The sequence below is a fragment of the Streptomyces sp. WMMB303 genome (assembly GCF_029351045.1).
Classification (GTDB): domain Bacteria; phylum Actinomycetota; class Actinomycetes; order Streptomycetales; family Streptomycetaceae; genus Streptomyces.
Genome location: NZ_JARKIN010000003.1, coordinates 37,686 through 54,274, shown reverse-complemented (window position 1 = coordinate 54,274; position 16,589 = coordinate 37,686). Strand labels below are relative to the sequence as shown.

Annotated in this window: 22 protein-coding genes; 8 read left to right on the top strand and 14 right to left on the bottom strand. The window is 69.9% G+C overall.

Going from position 1 to position 16,589, the window contains the following annotated elements; genetic code table 11:
- Together P2424_RS30555 and P2424_RS30550 are read right to left on the bottom strand one after the other, a co-directional pair.
- Positions 1 to 1,827 (bottom strand): DEAD/DEAH box helicase (locus P2424_RS30555; RefSeq protein WP_276479296.1); only part of this gene is annotated, 1,827 nt, incomplete at its 3' end.
- Positions 1,824 to 2,468: a hypothetical protein gene (locus tag P2424_RS30550; RefSeq protein WP_276479295.1), complete on the bottom strand. Its 645-nt coding sequence runs from the start codon at positions 2,466 to 2,468 to the stop codon at positions 1,824 to 1,826. The genes P2424_RS30555 and P2424_RS30550, both read right to left, overlap by 4 nt.
- Before the next feature lie 316 nt (positions 2,469 to 2,784).
- On the opposite strand from P2424_RS30550, the gene P2424_RS30545 reads away from it, so the two are divergent.
- From P2424_RS30545 to P2424_RS30525, 5 genes are all read left to right on the top strand, one after another.
- Complete coding sequence (locus P2424_RS30545; RefSeq protein ID WP_276479294.1) at positions 2,785 to 2,967, top strand: hypothetical protein; 183 nt, start codon at positions 2,785 to 2,787, stop codon at positions 2,965 to 2,967.
- A 61-nt stretch (positions 2,968 to 3,028) separates the two neighbouring features.
- Positions 3,029 to 3,469: a DUF1870 family protein gene (locus P2424_RS30540; protein WP_276479293.1), complete on the top strand. Its 441-nt coding sequence runs from the start codon at positions 3,029 to 3,031 to the stop codon at positions 3,467 to 3,469.
- A 5-nt stretch (positions 3,470 to 3,474) separates the two neighbouring features.
- Positions 3,475 to 4,227, top strand: a complete 753-nt coding sequence (locus tag P2424_RS30535; protein ID WP_276479292.1) for a MucR family transcriptional regulator — start codon at positions 3,475 to 3,477, stop codon at positions 4,225 to 4,227.
- Between the two features lie 41 nt (positions 4,228 to 4,268).
- Positions 4,269 to 4,487, top strand: coding sequence for a hypothetical protein (locus P2424_RS30530; RefSeq protein WP_276479291.1), 219 nt, complete (start codon positions 4,269 to 4,271; stop codon positions 4,485 to 4,487).
- Positions 4,487 to 4,699, top strand: a complete 213-nt coding sequence (locus tag P2424_RS30525) for a hypothetical protein (RefSeq protein WP_276479290.1) — start codon at positions 4,487 to 4,489, stop codon at positions 4,697 to 4,699. The genes P2424_RS30530 and P2424_RS30525 overlap by 1 nt, the downstream gene beginning before the upstream one ends.
- A gap of 69 nt (positions 4,700 to 4,768) precedes the next feature.
- Here P2424_RS30525 and P2424_RS30520 read toward each other — a convergent pair whose 3' ends face one another.
- A complete protein-coding gene (locus P2424_RS30520; protein ID WP_276479289.1) occupies positions 4,769 to 5,359 on the bottom strand; it encodes a transcriptional regulator in 591 nt (196 codons plus the stop codon).
- 253 nt (positions 5,360 to 5,612) lie between these two features.
- On the opposite strand from P2424_RS30520, the gene P2424_RS30515 reads away from it, so the two are divergent.
- From P2424_RS30515 to P2424_RS30505, 3 genes are all read left to right on the top strand, one after another.
- The gene (locus P2424_RS30515) at positions 5,613 to 5,822 is read left to right on the top strand and encodes a hypothetical protein (RefSeq protein WP_276479288.1); all 210 of its coding nucleotides are present in this window, start codon (positions 5,613 to 5,615) and stop codon (positions 5,820 to 5,822) included.
- 151 nt (positions 5,823 to 5,973) lie between these two features.
- Positions 5,974 to 6,723: a ParA family protein gene (locus P2424_RS30510; RefSeq protein WP_276479287.1), complete on the top strand. Its 750-nt coding sequence runs from the start codon at positions 5,974 to 5,976 to the stop codon at positions 6,721 to 6,723.
- 56 nt (positions 6,724 to 6,779) lie between these two features.
- Entirely contained in the window at positions 6,780 to 7,481 is a 702-nt protein-coding gene (locus P2424_RS30505; RefSeq protein ID WP_276479286.1) for a hypothetical protein, read from the top strand.
- 347 nt (positions 7,482 to 7,828) lie between these two features.
- Here the strand turns inward: P2424_RS30505 and P2424_RS30500 are convergent, their stop codons facing one another.
- The 11 genes from P2424_RS30500 to P2424_RS30450 all read right to left on the bottom strand — a co-directional run bounded on the left by P2424_RS30500 (position 7,829) and on the right by P2424_RS30450 (position 16,583).
- Entirely contained in the window at positions 7,829 to 9,088 is a 1,260-nt protein-coding gene (locus P2424_RS30500; RefSeq protein WP_276479285.1) for a PQQ-binding-like beta-propeller repeat protein, read from the bottom strand.
- 276 nt (positions 9,089 to 9,364) lie between these two features.
- Complete coding sequence (locus tag P2424_RS30495) at positions 9,365 to 9,595, bottom strand: hypothetical protein (RefSeq protein ID WP_276479284.1); 231 nt, start codon at positions 9,593 to 9,595, stop codon at positions 9,365 to 9,367.
- 66 nt (positions 9,596 to 9,661) lie between these two features.
- Positions 9,662 to 9,859, bottom strand: a complete 198-nt coding sequence (locus P2424_RS30490; protein ID WP_276479283.1) for a hypothetical protein — start codon at positions 9,857 to 9,859, stop codon at positions 9,662 to 9,664.
- A 156-nt stretch (positions 9,860 to 10,015) separates the two neighbouring features.
- Positions 10,016 to 10,819: a hypothetical protein gene (locus P2424_RS30485; RefSeq protein WP_276479282.1), complete on the bottom strand. Its 804-nt coding sequence runs from the start codon at positions 10,817 to 10,819 to the stop codon at positions 10,016 to 10,018.
- Positions 10,820 to 11,082: 263 nt separating this feature from the next.
- Positions 11,083 to 12,129 (bottom strand): hypothetical protein, encoded by a 1,047-nt coding sequence (locus P2424_RS30480; RefSeq protein WP_276479281.1) that lies wholly within the window; start codon positions 12,127 to 12,129, stop codon positions 11,083 to 11,085.
- Positions 12,130 to 12,269: 140 nt separating this feature from the next.
- Positions 12,270 to 12,641, bottom strand: a complete 372-nt coding sequence (locus P2424_RS30475) for a hypothetical protein (RefSeq protein ID WP_276479280.1) — start codon at positions 12,639 to 12,641, stop codon at positions 12,270 to 12,272.
- A gap of 235 nt (positions 12,642 to 12,876) precedes the next feature.
- Entirely contained in the window at positions 12,877 to 14,613 is a 1,737-nt protein-coding gene (locus P2424_RS30470; protein ID WP_276479279.1) for a DNA cytosine methyltransferase, read from the bottom strand.
- Positions 14,613 to 14,816 carry a hypothetical protein gene (locus tag P2424_RS30465; protein WP_276479278.1) on the bottom strand — a complete coding sequence of 68 codons (204 nt, stop codon included), beginning with the start codon at positions 14,814 to 14,816 and terminating at the stop codon, positions 14,613 to 14,615. The genes P2424_RS30470 and P2424_RS30465 overlap by 1 nt, the downstream gene beginning before the upstream one ends.
- Before the next feature lie 113 nt (positions 14,817 to 14,929).
- Entirely contained in the window at positions 14,930 to 15,241 is a 312-nt protein-coding gene (locus tag P2424_RS30460) for a hypothetical protein (RefSeq protein WP_276479277.1), read from the bottom strand.
- The gene (locus P2424_RS30455; protein ID WP_276479276.1) at positions 15,241 to 16,179 is read right to left on the bottom strand and encodes a phage Gp37/Gp68 family protein; all 939 of its coding nucleotides are present in this window, start codon (positions 16,177 to 16,179) and stop codon (positions 15,241 to 15,243) included. Before P2424_RS30455 ends, P2424_RS30460 begins: the two co-directional genes overlap by 1 nt.
- Positions 16,179 to 16,583 (bottom strand): hypothetical protein, encoded by a 405-nt coding sequence (locus P2424_RS30450; protein WP_276479298.1) that lies wholly within the window; start codon positions 16,581 to 16,583, stop codon positions 16,179 to 16,181. The genes P2424_RS30455 and P2424_RS30450 overlap by 1 nt, the downstream gene beginning before the upstream one ends.
- Positions 16,584 to 16,589: the final 6 nt, after the last annotated feature.

Below are 16,589 nucleotides of genomic sequence, written 5' to 3'. Positions count from 1 at the left end.
GGGGATGTTGGCGTGTCCGTGTTCGGCTGCGTAGGCGCGGACGGCTTCCAGGCCGGTCAGCCACGCCGTGGACTCGGGGCGCAGGACGCGGGTGCGGACCAGGCGGGCGATCTCGTCGGCCTGGCGGCCGCGGCGGGAGAAGCGCAGCAGCGCCAATTCGGCTCTCTCTGCGCGGTCTGGCTTCTCCTCTTGGGCGTCGTCGGCCGGCTCGCCCTCCTCGGCCGGCTCGGTGCCGGTGTGTTGGCGGGGGTCGCCGGCCGGGTCGGCGGCGAGGGTGTCCTCCGGGGTGCCGCTGTGCCGCCCTGCAGGGCGCACGGAGAGCTGCTCGATGATGCGGGGGTCGAAGGAGTGCAGGGCGCGCAGTACGGCCACCAGGGGCTCGTATGCGGCCGTTGCGGCCATGTCCCGGCCCTCGTCCTCCGGTGCGAGGAGCACCGGTACCACCAGGCGGGCCACCTTCCCCTGGTGGGGTTTCTGTCGCAGGGCGCGGCCGACGGCTTGGACGATGTCGACGGGTGAGCGGCGTACGTCGGCGAACAGGACGCCGTCGAGGCCGCGGGGGCCGGTGATGTCGGTCCCCTCGCCCAGCAGGCGGCAGGTGGACAGGATGCGGAACTCCGTCTTGCGGCCCTCCGCGTCGACGCCATACGCGAGCTGGTCCAGGACCGTCCGCTGGTGTGAGGCCGGGTGCAGGCCGCACAGCCACTCCCCCCACACCTGCCCGGGGAACCGGCCGGCCGCCCGCAGCTCGTCGGCGGCGTCGGGCAGACCGCGGGCGAAGGAGAGGGCTTCCTGGGTGCGGGCGTGGAAGGAGAGGAGGCTGACGGTGCCGGAGGTTTCCATGTGGGCGAGGGTGGCGGCGCGGATCGCGCCCAGCCGCATCCCTCGGCGCTCCTCGAGGGCAGCGTCGTCGCCAGGGGGTGCGGGGTCGCGGATCTCCAGCACATCGATCTCAAAGGACGCGAGCACGTCCTCCTCGATCGCCTGCCCGAGCGGATAGACGAAGCAGGGGGCGCCGTAGAGGGTCTCGTCGTCCATCGACGCGACCAGCACCTCCCCGTCTTCCCCCTCTCCGTCGTCCGCTGTTGGGCCGTCTTCGGGGCTGCGGGCTTCCCAGATGCGGGGCGTGGCGGTCATGTAGAGGCGGCGGGCGGCCGGGATGCGGGCGTTGTCGTGAATGACCGCCCACGGCTTCGACGCCAGACCGGCCGTGCGGTGCGCTTCGTCCACCACCGCCAGGTCGAACCCGTCCAACTGCTGACCGAACGCACCGGACAGAGCCCGCTCCAGCACACCGGCCGCGGCTTGCTCCCCGTCCTCCTGGTCGTCGTGCCGATCGGTGTCGGTGTCGGTGTCGGTGTCGGTGCGGGAGGTGCCCGCCAGGGAGGCATAGGTCGCGAACACCGTGACAGGACCGGCGCCGGCCCACAGCGACAGGCGCAGCGGATTCGTCGTGCAGCGCACCTGAAGCTCGTCGGCCAGATGGGCGCGGATCTCGGAGTCGCGGTCCAGGGAGCAGACCGCCACCGCCGGGCCGCTCATCCCGTACGCGCGCCACTTGGCCACCGTCTGCGTCAGCAGGTTGAGCGTGGGCACCAGCACCAAGACCCGGCCGCGGGGCGCCAGACGGCGGGCCACCTCATGCGCGATCAGCGTCTTCCCCGACCCCGGAGCGGCCACCACCTGAGTCCGCAGACCCTGTTCGGGGATGCCGGCGGGCGGGATCTCCAACGCGAACACCGCCGCCTCCACCGCCTCCCTCTGCCGGCGCCGCAACTCCACCGGCCCGCTGTCGTGATGCCGTGTCGCGTGTGTGGTGCCGCTCATCGGCTCTCCTCGTGCGGCTCGTCGGGTACGGCTTCGGCCCAGGCGGTGCGGCGCTGTTCGTCCTCGCGGATGATCCGGCCGATCTGCACCTCCGAGCGGCGGAGTCGGCGGGCGGCGCGGGCCTTGCCGCCGCGGTCGGTGCCGACCAGGCCCCGGACCAGTTCGGCGTGCGTCCAGCCCCATCGGGCGTCCCGGCGTGCGAGGCGCCGGCGCTCGTGGCGGATTTCGCGGGCGGCCTCGGCCGGGTCCTCGGGGAGGGTGAGACGCAGAACGGCCGCGTATTCGTCCATGGCGTCCATGTCCTCGTCAGCCTCACTGGCGCGGGTGTAGAGGGAAGGGTCCTCCCGGCGGCCCTCGATGAAGATCACATAGGTCTCCAGCATGTCGGTGGCGGCTTCCGGCGTCAGTTGCTCGACCGTCCATCCCTCCATGTCGAGAGGGCTTCCGTCCCAGGCCCACCAGACCGTGCGGCTGTCCGGGTCCAGGGCCAGCTCGTGGTGCTCGCTGCCCATCTGCGCGGCCAGAGCAGCCAGCCGGTAGGCGCTGAGGCTGGTGTGCTGGGCCAGGAATGCCTCAGCGGCCGGCCAGTCGGCGACGGTGGTCGTGCTCAGCGGTGAACCCGGGTCTGCGGGCGCGGGCATGCGTTCCTCCCCTGAGGATGCGGTCTCTCCGACCCACGAATCTAACGGCCCCCGTAAGAAAAAGGCAACGGGGGGCGTTAGTTTCACCTCTTCCCCCCTGCAGGAGCCCCGCCCCCACTGGGCGTGCGGGGCCTGGCGGTGGCCGTCGGCACCAGGCGACGGGGCACTAGTAGACGGAGGCCGACGACCCGGCGGCGGGCACTTGAGCGGCAAAGCACGGTGGCACGCAACCAGTTGCACCTTCCACATTTGGAAGCTACCGTGGTTGTCATGAGGTCAGGGGAACAGCCCCAGACCCCGCCGGAAGGAACCGGACATGAACCGTCAGGACATCGCCCACCAGGTCTCCACCACCCTCGGCGACCACACCGAGGACTTCGACATCAACGCCATCGTGGACGACCTGGTCGCCGGCCACGACGGTGACCTGAACAGCGTCGATGACGTCGACTCGCAGTCCTACTGGGCCATCGTCGAGAGCCACGACACCAGCGCCTGACCCCCCGTCCGCAACCAGCAGCCCCCGGCACCGAGCCGGGGGCTTCGCTCTTGGAGGCACCGTGCCCGACTACACCGATCCGCCCGGCATGCCGGAGGACGAGCGTATGACCCCGGCCGAGTTGCGGGTCGTCCGCGAATGGCTCGGCCTCACCCCCGAATGGCTCGCCCAACACCTCGGCGTCAGCGCCCGCACCGTCCGCCACTGGGAAGCAGGGAAGTACGCCATCCCCGACGGAGTCCGCCTGGAGATCGGAGACCTGGAGCAGCGGACCGGCGAGTTCGTCTCCGGCCTGATCGGCAAGCTGATGGACCTGCCCGACCCCGGGGTGGTCACCTACCGGGACGACGCCGAGTACCACACCGCCCACCCCGAGATCCCGTTCCCCGCCTCCTGGCACCGCGCTGTCATCGCCCGCATCGCCCAGGAGGTGCCCGGCCTGTCCATCGCCTACGCCGACGCCGTAGACCGGCAGGAGACGGCTCGGGGCGGCGGACGTTGACGCCGGTGCCGCGCGGGACGCAGCCCGAGGACGCCGCAGGGCACTTGCAGTGCCTGGAATGCGGCCGGTGGTACCGAAGGCTCGACATGCACCTCCACCGCGGCGAGGACATGCACCCGGACGACTACCGCGAACGGCACGGCCTGGCCGCCACCCACCCGCTCGTGAGCCCGGAGTTGAGTGACAGGTGGCGGGAGCAGGCCCGCGCCCGCCAAGCTCGCGGTGAACTCGCCTCCATCGCCCAGCGGCAGAGCCCCGAGGAGCGCCGCGCTGCCGGGCGCTCCGGGAACACCCGCCACGTAGCCACCGCGCCCCGGCCCGAGGTTCGGGCCATTCACCGGGCCACCATCGTCAAGGGCCGCAGCCAGGCCCACGCGAACAAACGGGCAGCCCTCGACGCCATGGCCCGCGGCCTCGGCCATTCCGGGTGGGAGACCTTCATCCGTGACACCGCTCATCTCAGCCTCCACGAGGTCGGACGCAGGGCGGAGCGGGACCCAAGAACGATCGCGTACTGGCGCAGGAAGATCCTCGGCGACGGGTGGGCCACGGCCGGTGCGCGGCTCCAGCCCCGGCGAGCCGCCGCCTACGCCCGGCTCGACGCCGAATTCGCCGCCCGCGGCTGGGGCGACCTGACCGAGGCCCGCAGCGCAGTAGGCAGCCGCGGGCTGAAGGGCATCGCCGCGGAAGTGGGCAGCACACCCAGCACACTCCTCGCCTGGGAGGAGCACCGCCGGCCAAGCCAGGGGCGGCGTTGACCCGAGATGCGCCGGAACCCGGCGTGCAGCACGGTGGGGTTATGGCTGTCCCGGTGACGGTGTATCCGCCGGATGAGGAGGGCGGCCGTCGTGTCCGGCTGCACGACGGCATCCTGGGCCGCGCCCACGGGCCGCAAGACGTCCTGGCCCTGCTGGCACAGGCCGGCTGGGAACCCGGCGAGGTCGACCTGGAAGGGCCGCTCATCCAATGGCGCGGCGGCGGGCCCACCGTCTGGGAACCGTCCGGAGGCGGCCGGTAGTGGCCGCGGTGGTCGTGCATGCTCCCGACAGTGAGGGCGGCCGGCAGGTGGTGGCCCGCGGCCACATCCTCGGCACCGCCCACAACGTCATGGACCTGCTGGACATACTGGAGGGCGTCGGCCTGGAACGGGAACACGTCCGCCTCGACGACGCGAACCTCATCGAATGGCGCGGCGGCGGAGCCTGGGAATGGACACCCAACCGCGGATAGTGCCACGCCACCGGGCCCCGGTGATACTCCCCTCTTCTTGGTCAGTCTGAGGGCCGGGTGGCCGGCCGTTCAGGCGGAGAAGCCGACGGAGGTGGCGTACTCGTACTGGCCCCACTGCGACCCCAGATCGGTCAGCTCGACCTCCCAGGCATCCGCGAGAGCCGCATCGTCTGCGGCTGCCCAGGCGTCCACGATCCGGTCCCAGCGGCGGATCCGCAGACGCCGGAACCCGGCCCGGTCGGTGGCAATCACCCGCCTGCGCGGATCGGGCACGCCGGACTGGTCAAGCGGCTGGATCTCCACCCGGGTACCGCCCCGGGCGTTGAGGCGCTGCAGCAGGTGCCGCGCCACGTTCCGGCGCCGGTAGGCACGGTAAGCGGCATCGAGACGGGCCAGGTTGGCGCGCGAGGGGGTCTGCTTGTGCTGGACCCAGCGGCGCAGCGTCGCACGCGAAACCTGGATCCCGGCCTCGGCCATCGCCTGACGGCCGGCCGCCGAGTTGGTCAGATAGTTCAGGCGGGCGCCCAGGCCGCGGCGGGTGGTGACCGGGGAACGGATCCCGCCCTCCAGCGCCAGACGGTCCAGGACCTCGGCGGCGAGCTGGGCGCTCTTACGGCCCTGGGCACCGTAGAGACCGAAATTGAGACTGCGCTCGGGCATGCTCCTATCTTTCCTTCCTGATCAGCCCCTCCCACCCCCAGGGGACAGGGACAGGACAGAGATAGGGCCCCGCCGCTCCCCGTGAGAGGAGCAGCGGGGCCCGCGGTCGTGGGGCGGCTGTGTGTGCGGGGGTGGCATCCGGTCAAATAGGGACCGTTCAGCGCCAACCCCTCTCATACGCCCGGCACCCGGGGAGACGTGTGCCCTACAAGAGACCGGGGCGCACACGAGACAGCGCGGGAGAGGGGGGCGGGTGCTGACCATCAACGTGGCGGTACTGCTGGCATTCGTAGTCGTGATGCGTCTGCGGCGGCGTACAGAGGCGCGGAGCCGCAACGACGAGAAGCTCACGGTGTTCATCGTCCTGGTGCTGGGTCTCCTGCTGGCCCCCACCGAGCTGGGCCAGGGCATCCTGCGGGTGACCGGCCAGGTGGTCGAGCAGATGGCCCAGCTCGAACTGTAGAAGGCTGGCAGCGCGCGACCGTCCGGGCCTCCCGGCCGCGATGAGGCGGTGTTGCGGCGCGCCGCGTGCTGGGTCGACTCTCCCCCGCGTCTTGGTGGGATGCCATGATGTCGAGGATCCGAGTACCTACGGGGAAGCCACGGAGGCTCTCTTGACCCCTGCTCAGAATACGGCCGCGGATGCAGGCCCGAAGTTCGTCATCGTCATCCAGCAGAAGGGCGGCGCGGGGAAGTCGACCATAACGGTCAATCTCGCGGCCGTGTCAGGGCGCAGCAGCCTGATGCAGAACGACGTCGAGGACGCGGCGGTCATCGCTGCGGGGATTGACCCGCAGGGCAGCCTGGAGACGTGGGCCGACCAGGTTCCTGAAGAGACGCTGCCCTTCGACTACCTCGTCACCCGGGGCGAGGTCGGGGTGCTGTCCGCGCTGCAGAAGGACCCGAACCGGAAGCGCGTCGTTGTCGACACTCCTGGCTTCATGGAGATCGATCCGGATGCTGCGTGGGGTGCTGATCCGCTCGGTGAGAGCAGGGTCGCTGACGCGCTGCGTGAGGTTCTCGACCTTGCGGACCTGGCGATCGTGCCGATCACTCCGGAGTGGCTGTCGTGGGCGCCGGCGGAGTTCACCATCGAGCGGATCCTGAAGCCGCGGGGTATCCCTTTCATGGTCGTGATCAACCTGCACGATCCTCGTGACGGCGACACGGCGCTGGACAAGGTGAAGAAGTGGATCGATGAGCACGACTATCCGCGCGTGCCTGATCCGATCCGGAAGTACAAGATCCATGCTCATGCGGCTGAGGACGGGCTGACGGTGGTGGAGTACAAGGAGAGCGGCACCGCTTTGCGGGCCCGGGAGGACTTCATGAACTTGGCTCTCAGCGTTGAGCAGGCCCTCTGATGGGGCGGCGCTTGGGTGGGGGTGGGCGTCGGCTGGAGACGACCACGGACTTGGCCTTGAGGCTTCCTGCCCCTACTGGCAAGCCGGCGGCCACCGCGCCGGTGCTGATCGCGGAGGAGCAAGAGGTCTTCGCGCAGTGCGAGGTGGCGATCGAGAGCCTGAAGGTGGCTTTCTGGGCTGCGGGCAAGGCGTTGGAGCTCATCAGGGACGGGCGCCTGTACCGGGTCGAGTACTCGTCGTTTGACGAGTACACCGACAAGCGGTGGTCCATGAGCCGTGGGCAGGCCGACAAGCTGATCCGTATGTGGCGGATCGCGCAAGCCCTGTTCGATTCCACGCCCCAGGAATCGAACGATCTGACTCGAATTCGAGTGAGTCGGCTGAGTCAGAGCGTCGTGTGGGAGCTGGTGCCGGTCGCCGAGGGGTATGACCTTGAGTCGGCCACCGCTCTCTACGAGACCACGGTGGAGGAAGACGGCGGCCCGGTGACGGCTGAGGTCGTGAGAGGTGTGGTCAAGGACGTCGTCAAGGCTCTCCCTAAGGGGCAGGCGATGGACCGCGAGGCGTTGGCCGCAGCGGTTCGCACCGCGCTCTCCCGGGCAGGCAAGAAGACTTCGGCGTCTGACGCTTCAAAGCGGAAGACCACCAAGGATGAGAACACGTTGCCCTGGGACTCCCCGGACACCTTGAACCGGCTCCTGCGACAACACATGTCTGAAGAGAACCGCCTCACACTGGCGAAGATGCTTCAGAGCTGAACTGAGCCGAACGACGTCGGCCCCCGGCCCCGCTCTTGGGGTGAGTCCGGGTCGGTGTTGTCCGCGGACAACACCGACCCGGATGGAAAGTTGACCCCGTCGAAGCGCCGTGCCACCCCGGCTGGGGAGGAGCCTCAGTTGTTGTCCGCGGACAACACACCCTCCTTGCTCCCGGATAAGTGCCAGGGAGCCGGCCACGGTGCCCGGCAGTGATTCGCGGACAGGCGCCCCGTGGCAGCGGGCCACGGGGTCACCGTCTCCGTCACGACACTCATCGACCGAAGCCGAAGGCACTGCACGCGGAGCTGTGCCCCCCACCCACCACCTGGGCGTGGTGAAGTCTGGACTCAGGCAGTCCCGCGGTGGGCGTAGACCGACACGGGCTCGCCGCTTCCGCTTTCGGGCACAACGATGCCGTAGCCCTCAACGACATCGACCAAGGAGATGTCGGGCAGATCGGTGTCCAGGTCCTCACCGGTGCGGGCCTCCAACGTCACCGGCCCGTCAGACGTATTGACGTAGACCACTCCCGGACGGGCAGCGACGAGTTCGGGCACCTCGCGCTGGGCGTCGTCTCCGGACAGCTCCCAGAGCCGCTCCATGGAATCGGCGTCGTAGCCGACGAGCAGTTCAGCCTCGGCTGCTCCACAGATCACCGTGCTCTTCTGATCGAAGTGGCACTCCGCCATCGCGTCTAGTTCCGCTTTCGTCTTACCGGTGCCGGTGTCCATCAGGTACGTGCCGGCCGAGTCGGCCAGAGCAGCCAGCCCGCCGTCGAGCACTGTGCCTCCGGGGTACCTCTCAGTCTCCCGCCCGCTCCACAGCTCGCGCTGATCCTTCGCGGAGAGGCCCACCATGTGTGGATAGTACGAGGAGTACTGGTAGCCAATGACCGTGTCCTCGTCGAGTCCCACCGCGGAAAAGGACTGCCGCGTCCAGCGCAAGTCCCCGTCATCAGTGTCCAGGGCGAATGTGACCTCTTCGTCGAAGTTCGGCTTCGGCTCGGCGGACAGCAGGATGGTTTTGGCGTTCGCGTCGACGAAGGAGACCGAGCCGTCGTCGAGGGGAGGCAGTTCCCTCTCGGCTGTCTCCTTGATGGCAGTCGTCCACTCCTTCTTACCGGTCATCGCGTCTCGGGCCGTTACTACGAGGGAGTCCCGGTCCTTTTCCGTACCTGTGCCCTCGATGCGCTCGGACACCGCTGTCAGGACGAGCTGCTCGTCCTTGGTCGCCACGCCATAGGGATATGCGATGTGGGACAGCGAGTCGATGGTGAACGCGGCTCGTCGTTGCCCGTCGAGGCCCCGGACGCGGACTGCTTGATCGTCTTTCGAGTCGGTGGACATCGACACCACGGCGTCGCCGAACACGTGGTATGCGTGCTCCTTCTTCATGAACGCATGCCCCGCCGTGCCCACCTGCTTCCCCTTCTTCCGGAAGCCGTGGGGCGGGTCGACCGGAGGCGGCACCTCGGGCGAGGCGGAGGCTTCGGGACCTCTTTGAGCGTTGTCTCCGGTGGCGTCGTCGCCGCCACTGCCACCGCCACAGGCGGTGCAGAGAACGAATACCGAGACCAGTGCGGCCAGCTGCCGCTTGCGCAGGTGCATCACGAGCTCCAGGGAGAGTTCCGGGGCTCCGAGCGTCGACGGGCGAACCAGCGACGACTACGGGCAGGTGCAAAGCGGAGATCATTGACTCAGTGACGCGGCGTCAGCGCAAACCCGCTGGTGAGATCAGGGCCGCGATCAGCCCCACCATCCGACATGATCGCGGGGATGATTGCGCAGTCCGGGCGCCGGTCCTGGTGCCTACGGAACGCCGGACCTGCCCCCGTCGGGGGCAGGTCCGGGTAGCTCGGCTGGGGGCGGCCGACAGGCAGCCTGCTACAGGTTCTCGGGCTGCCATCCGTCACGGAGACCGGCGGCCTCCTCGCGATACTCGGCGGCGCGGCGGCGGGAGATCGGTGCCTGAGCAGCGGCCTCACGCCGGGTGGCGGGGCTCAGAGCCGGATCGGCCGCATCCCGCTCGGCGGATGCGGCAGCGCGGGCGCTGCGTGCGGCGGACTTCTCACAGTCGGCGGCCAGCTCGTTGAGCTTGCTGCGGGACAAACGCATGAAGGTCTCCTACTGGGCGGTGGGGTCCGCGCTCATCGGCGCGGCCCGGGGCGGCATGGTGCGGCGTCAGGTCTGGTCGGCTTCGGCGTTCACGGGGCCGTCGGCGTCGGCCCACACCTGGCGGCGGACGATGTGCGTGTCGGTGCGCCGGGGACGGGTGCCGCCGTGGCTGGTGCACAACTGGCCCGCGGTGGCGCCGCAGTGCGGACAGTCGACGGCCAGCTGGGGCAGGTCGTAGGCGAGCGGACGGTCAGGGGTCCGCATGACAGGTCTCCTTGAGGGTCGGGGTGTCGGTGCTGTCGTCTGCTGAGCTGGGCGCGGGCAGCGCTGGCTGAGTGACGAGGACGACCGTCTGGGGGTGCTTCGGGTCGGGCGCGCTCGGTTGACGGGGTCACACGGCGTGGTCCAGCGCGGATTTCGTCAGCAGTCGAGGAAGGAGAGCTGCCGGGGAGCGGTCTTGCTCTCCTCAATGGCGGCGATGACCTTCTGCCGCCATGCGAGGGCGAAGCGAAGACAGTTCGCCTCGTTGAGGTGGGGGCCGCGGCTGCCGGGGAATCGGAAGTCGCAGTTGGGGGCGGGGGTGCGGCGTCCTGCCGCGGCCCAGGCCATGGAGTCGGCGGACGGCATGTGGTGGGAGACCCGCCGCAGTCCGTCGATTTTGAAGCCGAAGCCGTGCAGGCGGATGCCGTGCCCGGCGATGCGCTCCACCAGGCTGGCAGCGTCTTCGGTGCCCTGGCGGCGGCACACCGACCCGATGCCGACCAGGGGCAGGGTCCGCAGATCGATTCCGGCCCGGTCGTAGGCGTCGATGTGCTGCTCGTACTGGCCGGGTGTCCAGCCTTGGAGAACGGGGATGATCGGCAGGGTGTCGTCGAGGGCTTTGAGGTCGAGGTAGGAGCCGATGGTGCGGGCCTGGTGCTCGGCGACGGTGAGCCCGGTTTTGGCAGTGATCCACGGCTCGCACATCCAGTCCTGGGGGGCCGCCCATTCGATGCCGATCTCCTCGGCATAGCGGCGCACCTGGCTCGCGTACTGGCGGGGTGTGGGGCCGTGGTCCCAGGAGCCGTGTTCGTCGAGTTCACTGAAGCCGCCGGAGTCGACGGCGACGGGGCCGTGAGCCTGGTGGAGAGTCTTGAGCTTGACCAGGGGGCGGTTGGAGATGAACAGCGGAACGTCGGTGTACTTCATGAACGTGGGTGGGGCGCCGAGGTAGAACCGGGTCATGCGGTGACCGCCGTCGGTTGCCGCGGATGACGCTGGGGTGTTGGTCGATGAGTGCCGTGGCGGGGTCGGCCGCGGGTGCGGGTGAGCGGGCCCGGGACCACCAGAATGTGATCGTGCACGGCTGGTCTCCAATCAGGCAGGGCACAGCAGTGGGGCGGCGCCGTGGTCGGCGCCGCCCCACTGCTGTGGTGGGTGTTGGGTCAGTCGTTGGGGCGGACGGGCATGAGTGGGAAGTCCGAGCAGGTCTGCCGCTGGTGGCTGGTTCAGTTGGTCGCCGCCGCCGTGTCCGGCGTGCGGGTCTTCTCGGCTCGTGCCTGAGCTCGCTCGTCGGCCCACTGCTGCGGGTCGTGTCCGGCTTCCATGGCGGCGTCCCAGGCCCATTCGCCGATCTCGCCGGAGTCGAGCTGCTCGGCGAGGTCTGCGGCGGTGTCGGCGGCCAGGTCCGGGTCGGCCTTCATCAGGGCCTTGAGGAACCGGTACGCGGACCATGCGTGTACCCCGGACAGTGCGTAGGCGGCGAGTGCTCCAGGGTCGTTGCTGGGAGCGTTGAACAGGCCCTCTGTGGCGGTCAGGGTCTGCCTCAGGAGTTCCTCGCTCATCTCCGGCGCCGTGTTGGCGGCGTTGTGCGAGCGGGGCTCGGTCACGGCCCCGCCAAGGTCGAGGCGCTCTCCGGTGTCCGTGCCGAGGCTGGTCTTCCAAGCGTGCAGGGCGTCGGCGGGCGTGTCTGCCTGGTCGAGTGCGGGGGCGCGCAGGCGGTGGGGTGCCTGCAGGCCGATGGTGTCGGTGCCGAGCACGATCAGGGGCTTCTCTCCGCCGGTGTGCCAGGTGCGGACCTCGCGGTTGGCGTGCTGCCAGCGCTCCCAGAACGTCGATGTCCACCCCGTGCACGGGGCGTCGGCGGGAACGTCGGCGAGTGCGGTGTGCAGCAGCTGCCGCCAGTCGGGGAACTTCTCGCCGTCCGTGACGGGGATACGCAGGGCGCCGCGCGGGCCGTCGAAGACGAGATGGCCGGTCTCGGTGGTGAGGGTGATGGCGGCCTCGCCGTGGTGCGCGTCGACCCAGGCGCGCAGCGCGGCGATGTCCTGGCCGTGCACGGTGTGAGCGAACGCCTCACCACCGGTGGTGAGGCGGGCCCGGGCGACGGCCACGGTGTAGCGGTCGCTGGCGACGGCGTGCAGATGGGTGCCGTCGCTGTCGAAGCGGATGCCGTCGATCACATCGAGACCGACGCCGTCCGGCGCCGCGTGTGGCGCAGTCGCACGGATCAGGCGGGCGAGGTTGTGGGCGTTGAGCGTGGATGCAGATGCCATAGCTGGAGCTCCTCTGGGTTGGGAGGTGTTGAGTGGCCTCACGGCGGCGGGGGTTGCCAGCCCCTCACCGCAAGTCCCCGCGGCCGAGTGCCGGCCCGGGTACAGGAGGGAGTGCGAAGAGCGGCCGTGTGGCGGTGCGCTCACCCCTCGGTGGGGCTTGCTTGCCGGGCCCAGTGCCACGTGTCGAGCACGTAGCCGTCCAGGACGCTGACGGGCCGCCATGCACGCTGCGCCCACTCGTCCTCGACAAGGACCGTGGCGCCGTGGCGCTGGGCCACGTACAGCTCGGCAGCGAGCAGGTCGTTGGGGTCCTGGCCGTCGTCGCGGGGGATCCAGGTCTGGCCCGGGTCGGCCAGCACCCACGGATCGCCGGCGAGGACGGCCGTGCACACCATGTCCGCGGCGCGGGCCTGGGGGATGCAGTCGCCGGTGACCAGCTGCTGTACGCGCTCACGGATGAACTGCCGGGCCCGCTCGGGCCCGATGATGAGGTCGAGTCGTACGGCGGTCATGAAGCTGCTCCAGGGGTCAGGTCCGGCGGGAGCGCCGGGCCGTGGCCTCGGTCGGGCCGGGGCGGCTGCGCGGGCCAGCCGGGGCCGGTCGCCGGTTCGGGCCTGCCTGCGAGTGCGGCCGGGGTGTGCTGGGGGCAACGCAGGCCGGTGGCGTAAAGGCGGACGTCGTCGACGGTCCGGCACGTCTGGCGTGCGCTGCCGTCCCAGTGGCTGCACGCGGGGGTGGTCTGCTCGGTCATGCCGCCACCGCCAGTTCAGGGCCGCAGTCCTGGGGGGTGTGGAGGATGGCGCGCAGTCGGGACCCGATCCAGGTGCCGACCTGCTGGGAGACTGCGTTACCGAAGCCGTCGACCTGATCGCGGGCGGAGCCCCAGACGGTGAAGGTGCCGCGGTAGTCGTTGAAGTCGACGTCGAAGCCGCAGCCCCTGCCGATCTCGTGCGCCGCCATCATCCGGTAGAAGCAGTCCTCCAGCGGCACCTCGCCGAGCGACGCCTGCCACTGGGCCATGAGCAGCGCGGTCGTGTCCCGCGAGGTGAGCGTGCCGAGCGGGTCCGTGACCGGGTGAGGCGCCGTCTCGGTACCGCTGGAGCCGTTCTGCTTGTACCAGCCGGCGGCCGTCAGCACCGCAGGGATCTGCTCCGACGTGAACGTGGGCATCGGCTCGCTGTGCACCGTGGGCACCGTGTTCTGCCGGTACGGGATGACACCGGACGACACCACCGCGAGGGTCTCCGAACCGACCTGGGTTGGCAGCGGCTCGTGCGCGCTGCGCGGTGCTCCCTGGTAGTTGGCCACCGCGAGCGCGGCCAAGCCATCAGCGGCGGCCTGCTCCCACAGCGGCTGGACAGCCGGGCCGGTCGACAGGATCGCGGTCTCCTGCTGGCTGGTCTGCGTAGCCATCGGCTGCAGCAGAATCCGCTCCGAGCCGCGTACGCTCTTCGCCGGCATAAGGACCGCGGGGAAGCTGCCGAAGCGCTGACGACAGCGCTCCGCTCGCGCCATCGACGCCCGCGCGAGCGGCCCGACGAAGCCGTCTTTGAAGACCTTGATGGGCTTGTCGCCGATGCGGGTACCGAGGTCGGTGAGGTCGAGCGCGGCCAGCGACGGCGTCATCGGCGGGACGACTTCGCGGTGGCAGCTTGGGCACCGGTAGTTGTACTGCTTGCCGTACATCACCGTGCCGGAGTCCGGGATGCCGGTCTTCCACGTCCACACCGCCTCGACGTCCGTATCGCAGCGTCCGCAGTGCGAGACCGGCCGGTGCTCCAGGTCGGGCATCGGCAGGGACTTGTCGACGAAAATCCAGTAGCCGCGGTCCCTCGACTGCGGAACCCCGAAGAACTGGCTGTTCAGATAGAGAACCTTCGCGGGGTGGTAGCCGAGCAGTTCGAACTGCTTGAGCCACCACCTGTACGTGCTGCCGTCCCCGACCTTCGAGCGGCCCGGCAGCGCGGGCCCCCACGAGGTGAGCTGGGTGGTGCACTCGACCAGGATCAGCCGCGGGTGGTGCTTGGCCGCGTACTGCAGGACGCAGGTCGCGGTGGCCCGGTCCCGCTCGGACCTGGTCACCCGCGCCTCGTAGTCGGGGTCCTCCAGCTCGAACAGCGCCAGACCCTGCTCGTAGGCCCTGACCGTGTTGGCGAGCGAGTGGTTCACGCAGCTCACGCCCGCGCACAGAAGGTCGGCGGCCGGGAGGTCCCGGGCGGAGTGGTAGTCCGCGGCCTCGGGATCGACCAAGTCCGCGATCCAGTGCTCGGCCTCGGGGTGATTCGCCTCGTGGACCTGCACTTTGTACTCGTTGTGGTTCGCGGCCATGATCGTGGTGAATCCGGCCCGCTTGACTCCCTCGGTGAGTCCGCCGAAGCCGGAGAACAGGTCGACGGCGACGTAGTCGTCGTGGCGGAACCGACGGTGCTTGATGGCAGGCCGGTGCGTGGCGGTGCGGGTCTTCTTCTTGGATGCGGCGGCCATCAGTCACTCTCCGCCGGGTTCTTGTGGTGCCGGCGTGTGTGCACGGCCTGTGCCAGCTCCTGCCGGTTGCGGTCCTGCTCGGCAGAGCTGAGCGAGTGGCAGGCGGTGGGCTGCGGGCTCTTGCCCCACGCGGAGCAGGCCGGGGGTTCGGGGTAGGCGTTGGCCTGGGCCGGGTCGTTGGTGCGGGGCCGGGTGGAGGTCATACTGGTCCTCCCTCTCGTCTCGTACGGGATGGGTGGACCCCGGGGCGGGCGAACTGGACTGGACACCCTTGGGTGCCCGCCCCGGGGGCGCGTTCCGTCGGCGTGGGGCCGGTTCAGACGCCGATGTAGGTGGCGGGGACGGCCTGCGGGTCATCGGCGGTGGTGGTGTGCCACAGGTAGTCGGGGTCCTCGGACTCGGCGCGCAGCCACGTGGTGTGCACCATGAGTTCCTCGACGGGGCACTGGAAGTCGGCCCAGTAATCGCGTGTGTTGGCGCGGCATGCTTCGCGGTGGAAGCGGTTGAGTGCTGCCCAGGCCCGGCGGAGGTCGTGTGTGAGGAGCCACTCGCCGTCCTCGCCGAGGACGAGAGGGACTCCGTAGTAGCTGTCGGCGTACAGGTCCCGGCTGACGGTCGGGGCCGGCATCACGCGGATTCCCGGATGCGCAGGTCGGCGGGGATCAGTTCGAGGTCGGTGCCCTTGCCGGGAACGCCGAGTTCACGTGCGGCGACGGTGCCGAGCTGCTTGAAGAAGAACGGGATGTGCTCCTGGACGCACTGGTCGCGTAGCTCGCGCGCCCATGCGGGGTGCATCAGGCGGGCGCCGGTCCCGGATTCGCCCCCGGCGATGACCCAGTGCAGCATCCGGATGTGCCCGTCCTCGCACCGGTTCACGTCGCAGTCGCCGCACGCCGGGTCGTGGCCCTCGCCCATGCAGCAGGGGCACGGCTGCGACACGTGGTCGGTGATCTCGACGGGCCCGAGGAGGGGTTCGCAGGACAGGAAGCGGACGGCGGCCGGGGTCTCCAGCAGTGCGGGGATGCGGAGGTCGGCGCGCTGCTGGTCCTCGACGGACACGCCCAGCCACACGTTCGGCAGGGGCGTGGCGAAGTGGCTCCACCACTGCCGCAGGTACGCGCGGCGCTTGTAGCCGGGCATCGGTGTTGCCTCGTCGCCGACGAGGTCGGCCTCGGCCGACTCGCACAGCTGGCGGAAGTGGCCGCTGCGGAGCAGGGACCGCATGCGGCCGTGCCGCTTGGTGAGGACCTGGTAGGTGTGGTGCGGGGTCAGCGCCATCACCGCCCACACGCGGGCGATGTACTCGTCGGGCACGTCCTGGTGGAACAGGTCCGACATGGAGTTCACGAAGATCCGCCGCGGCTTGCGCCAGCGCAGCGGCGTCGTCAGCGCGCCCGGACGCAGCGTCAGGTCGAAGCCGACCTCGAAGTGGTGGCCGGGAGTGCCGCGCCACCGCTCGGCGAACGTCTCCGCGTAGCAGCGGTCGCAGCCGGGCGACACCTTCGTGCAGCCCGTCACGGGATTCCACGTCGCGTCACACCATTCGATGCTGGACTGCTGCGCCATCACGCCACCCCCGCCTTCGCGTCGGGGTCGACGTCGGGGTGGGTGAACCGCAGCGGCTTGCCCAACTCACGGGCGTAGTCGATCTCGGCGCGGGTGGAGTCACCGATGTAGTCGCCGACGACGAGAATCTCGTCCGCGAGGCGGATCTTCGCACGGTGGAGACGGTCGAGCCGGGCCTTGCTCTCCTCCGCCCGGCCCTCTTCGGGCCAGAGCGGGTGTGACTGCTTCATGTCGCAGCCAGGCTTGACGACGATACGGCCAGCGAAGGTAAGGGCCAGGTCCGCCTCGCCCATCTCCGGCATGAAGCGCGTGGAGCCGCAGATGCACACGATCGTCGGGATGCCGAGCCGTTCCTTGGCGTCGGTCAGCTCCTCCTCCGGCGTCGGGGATTCGCGGTAGGTCATGTCGCT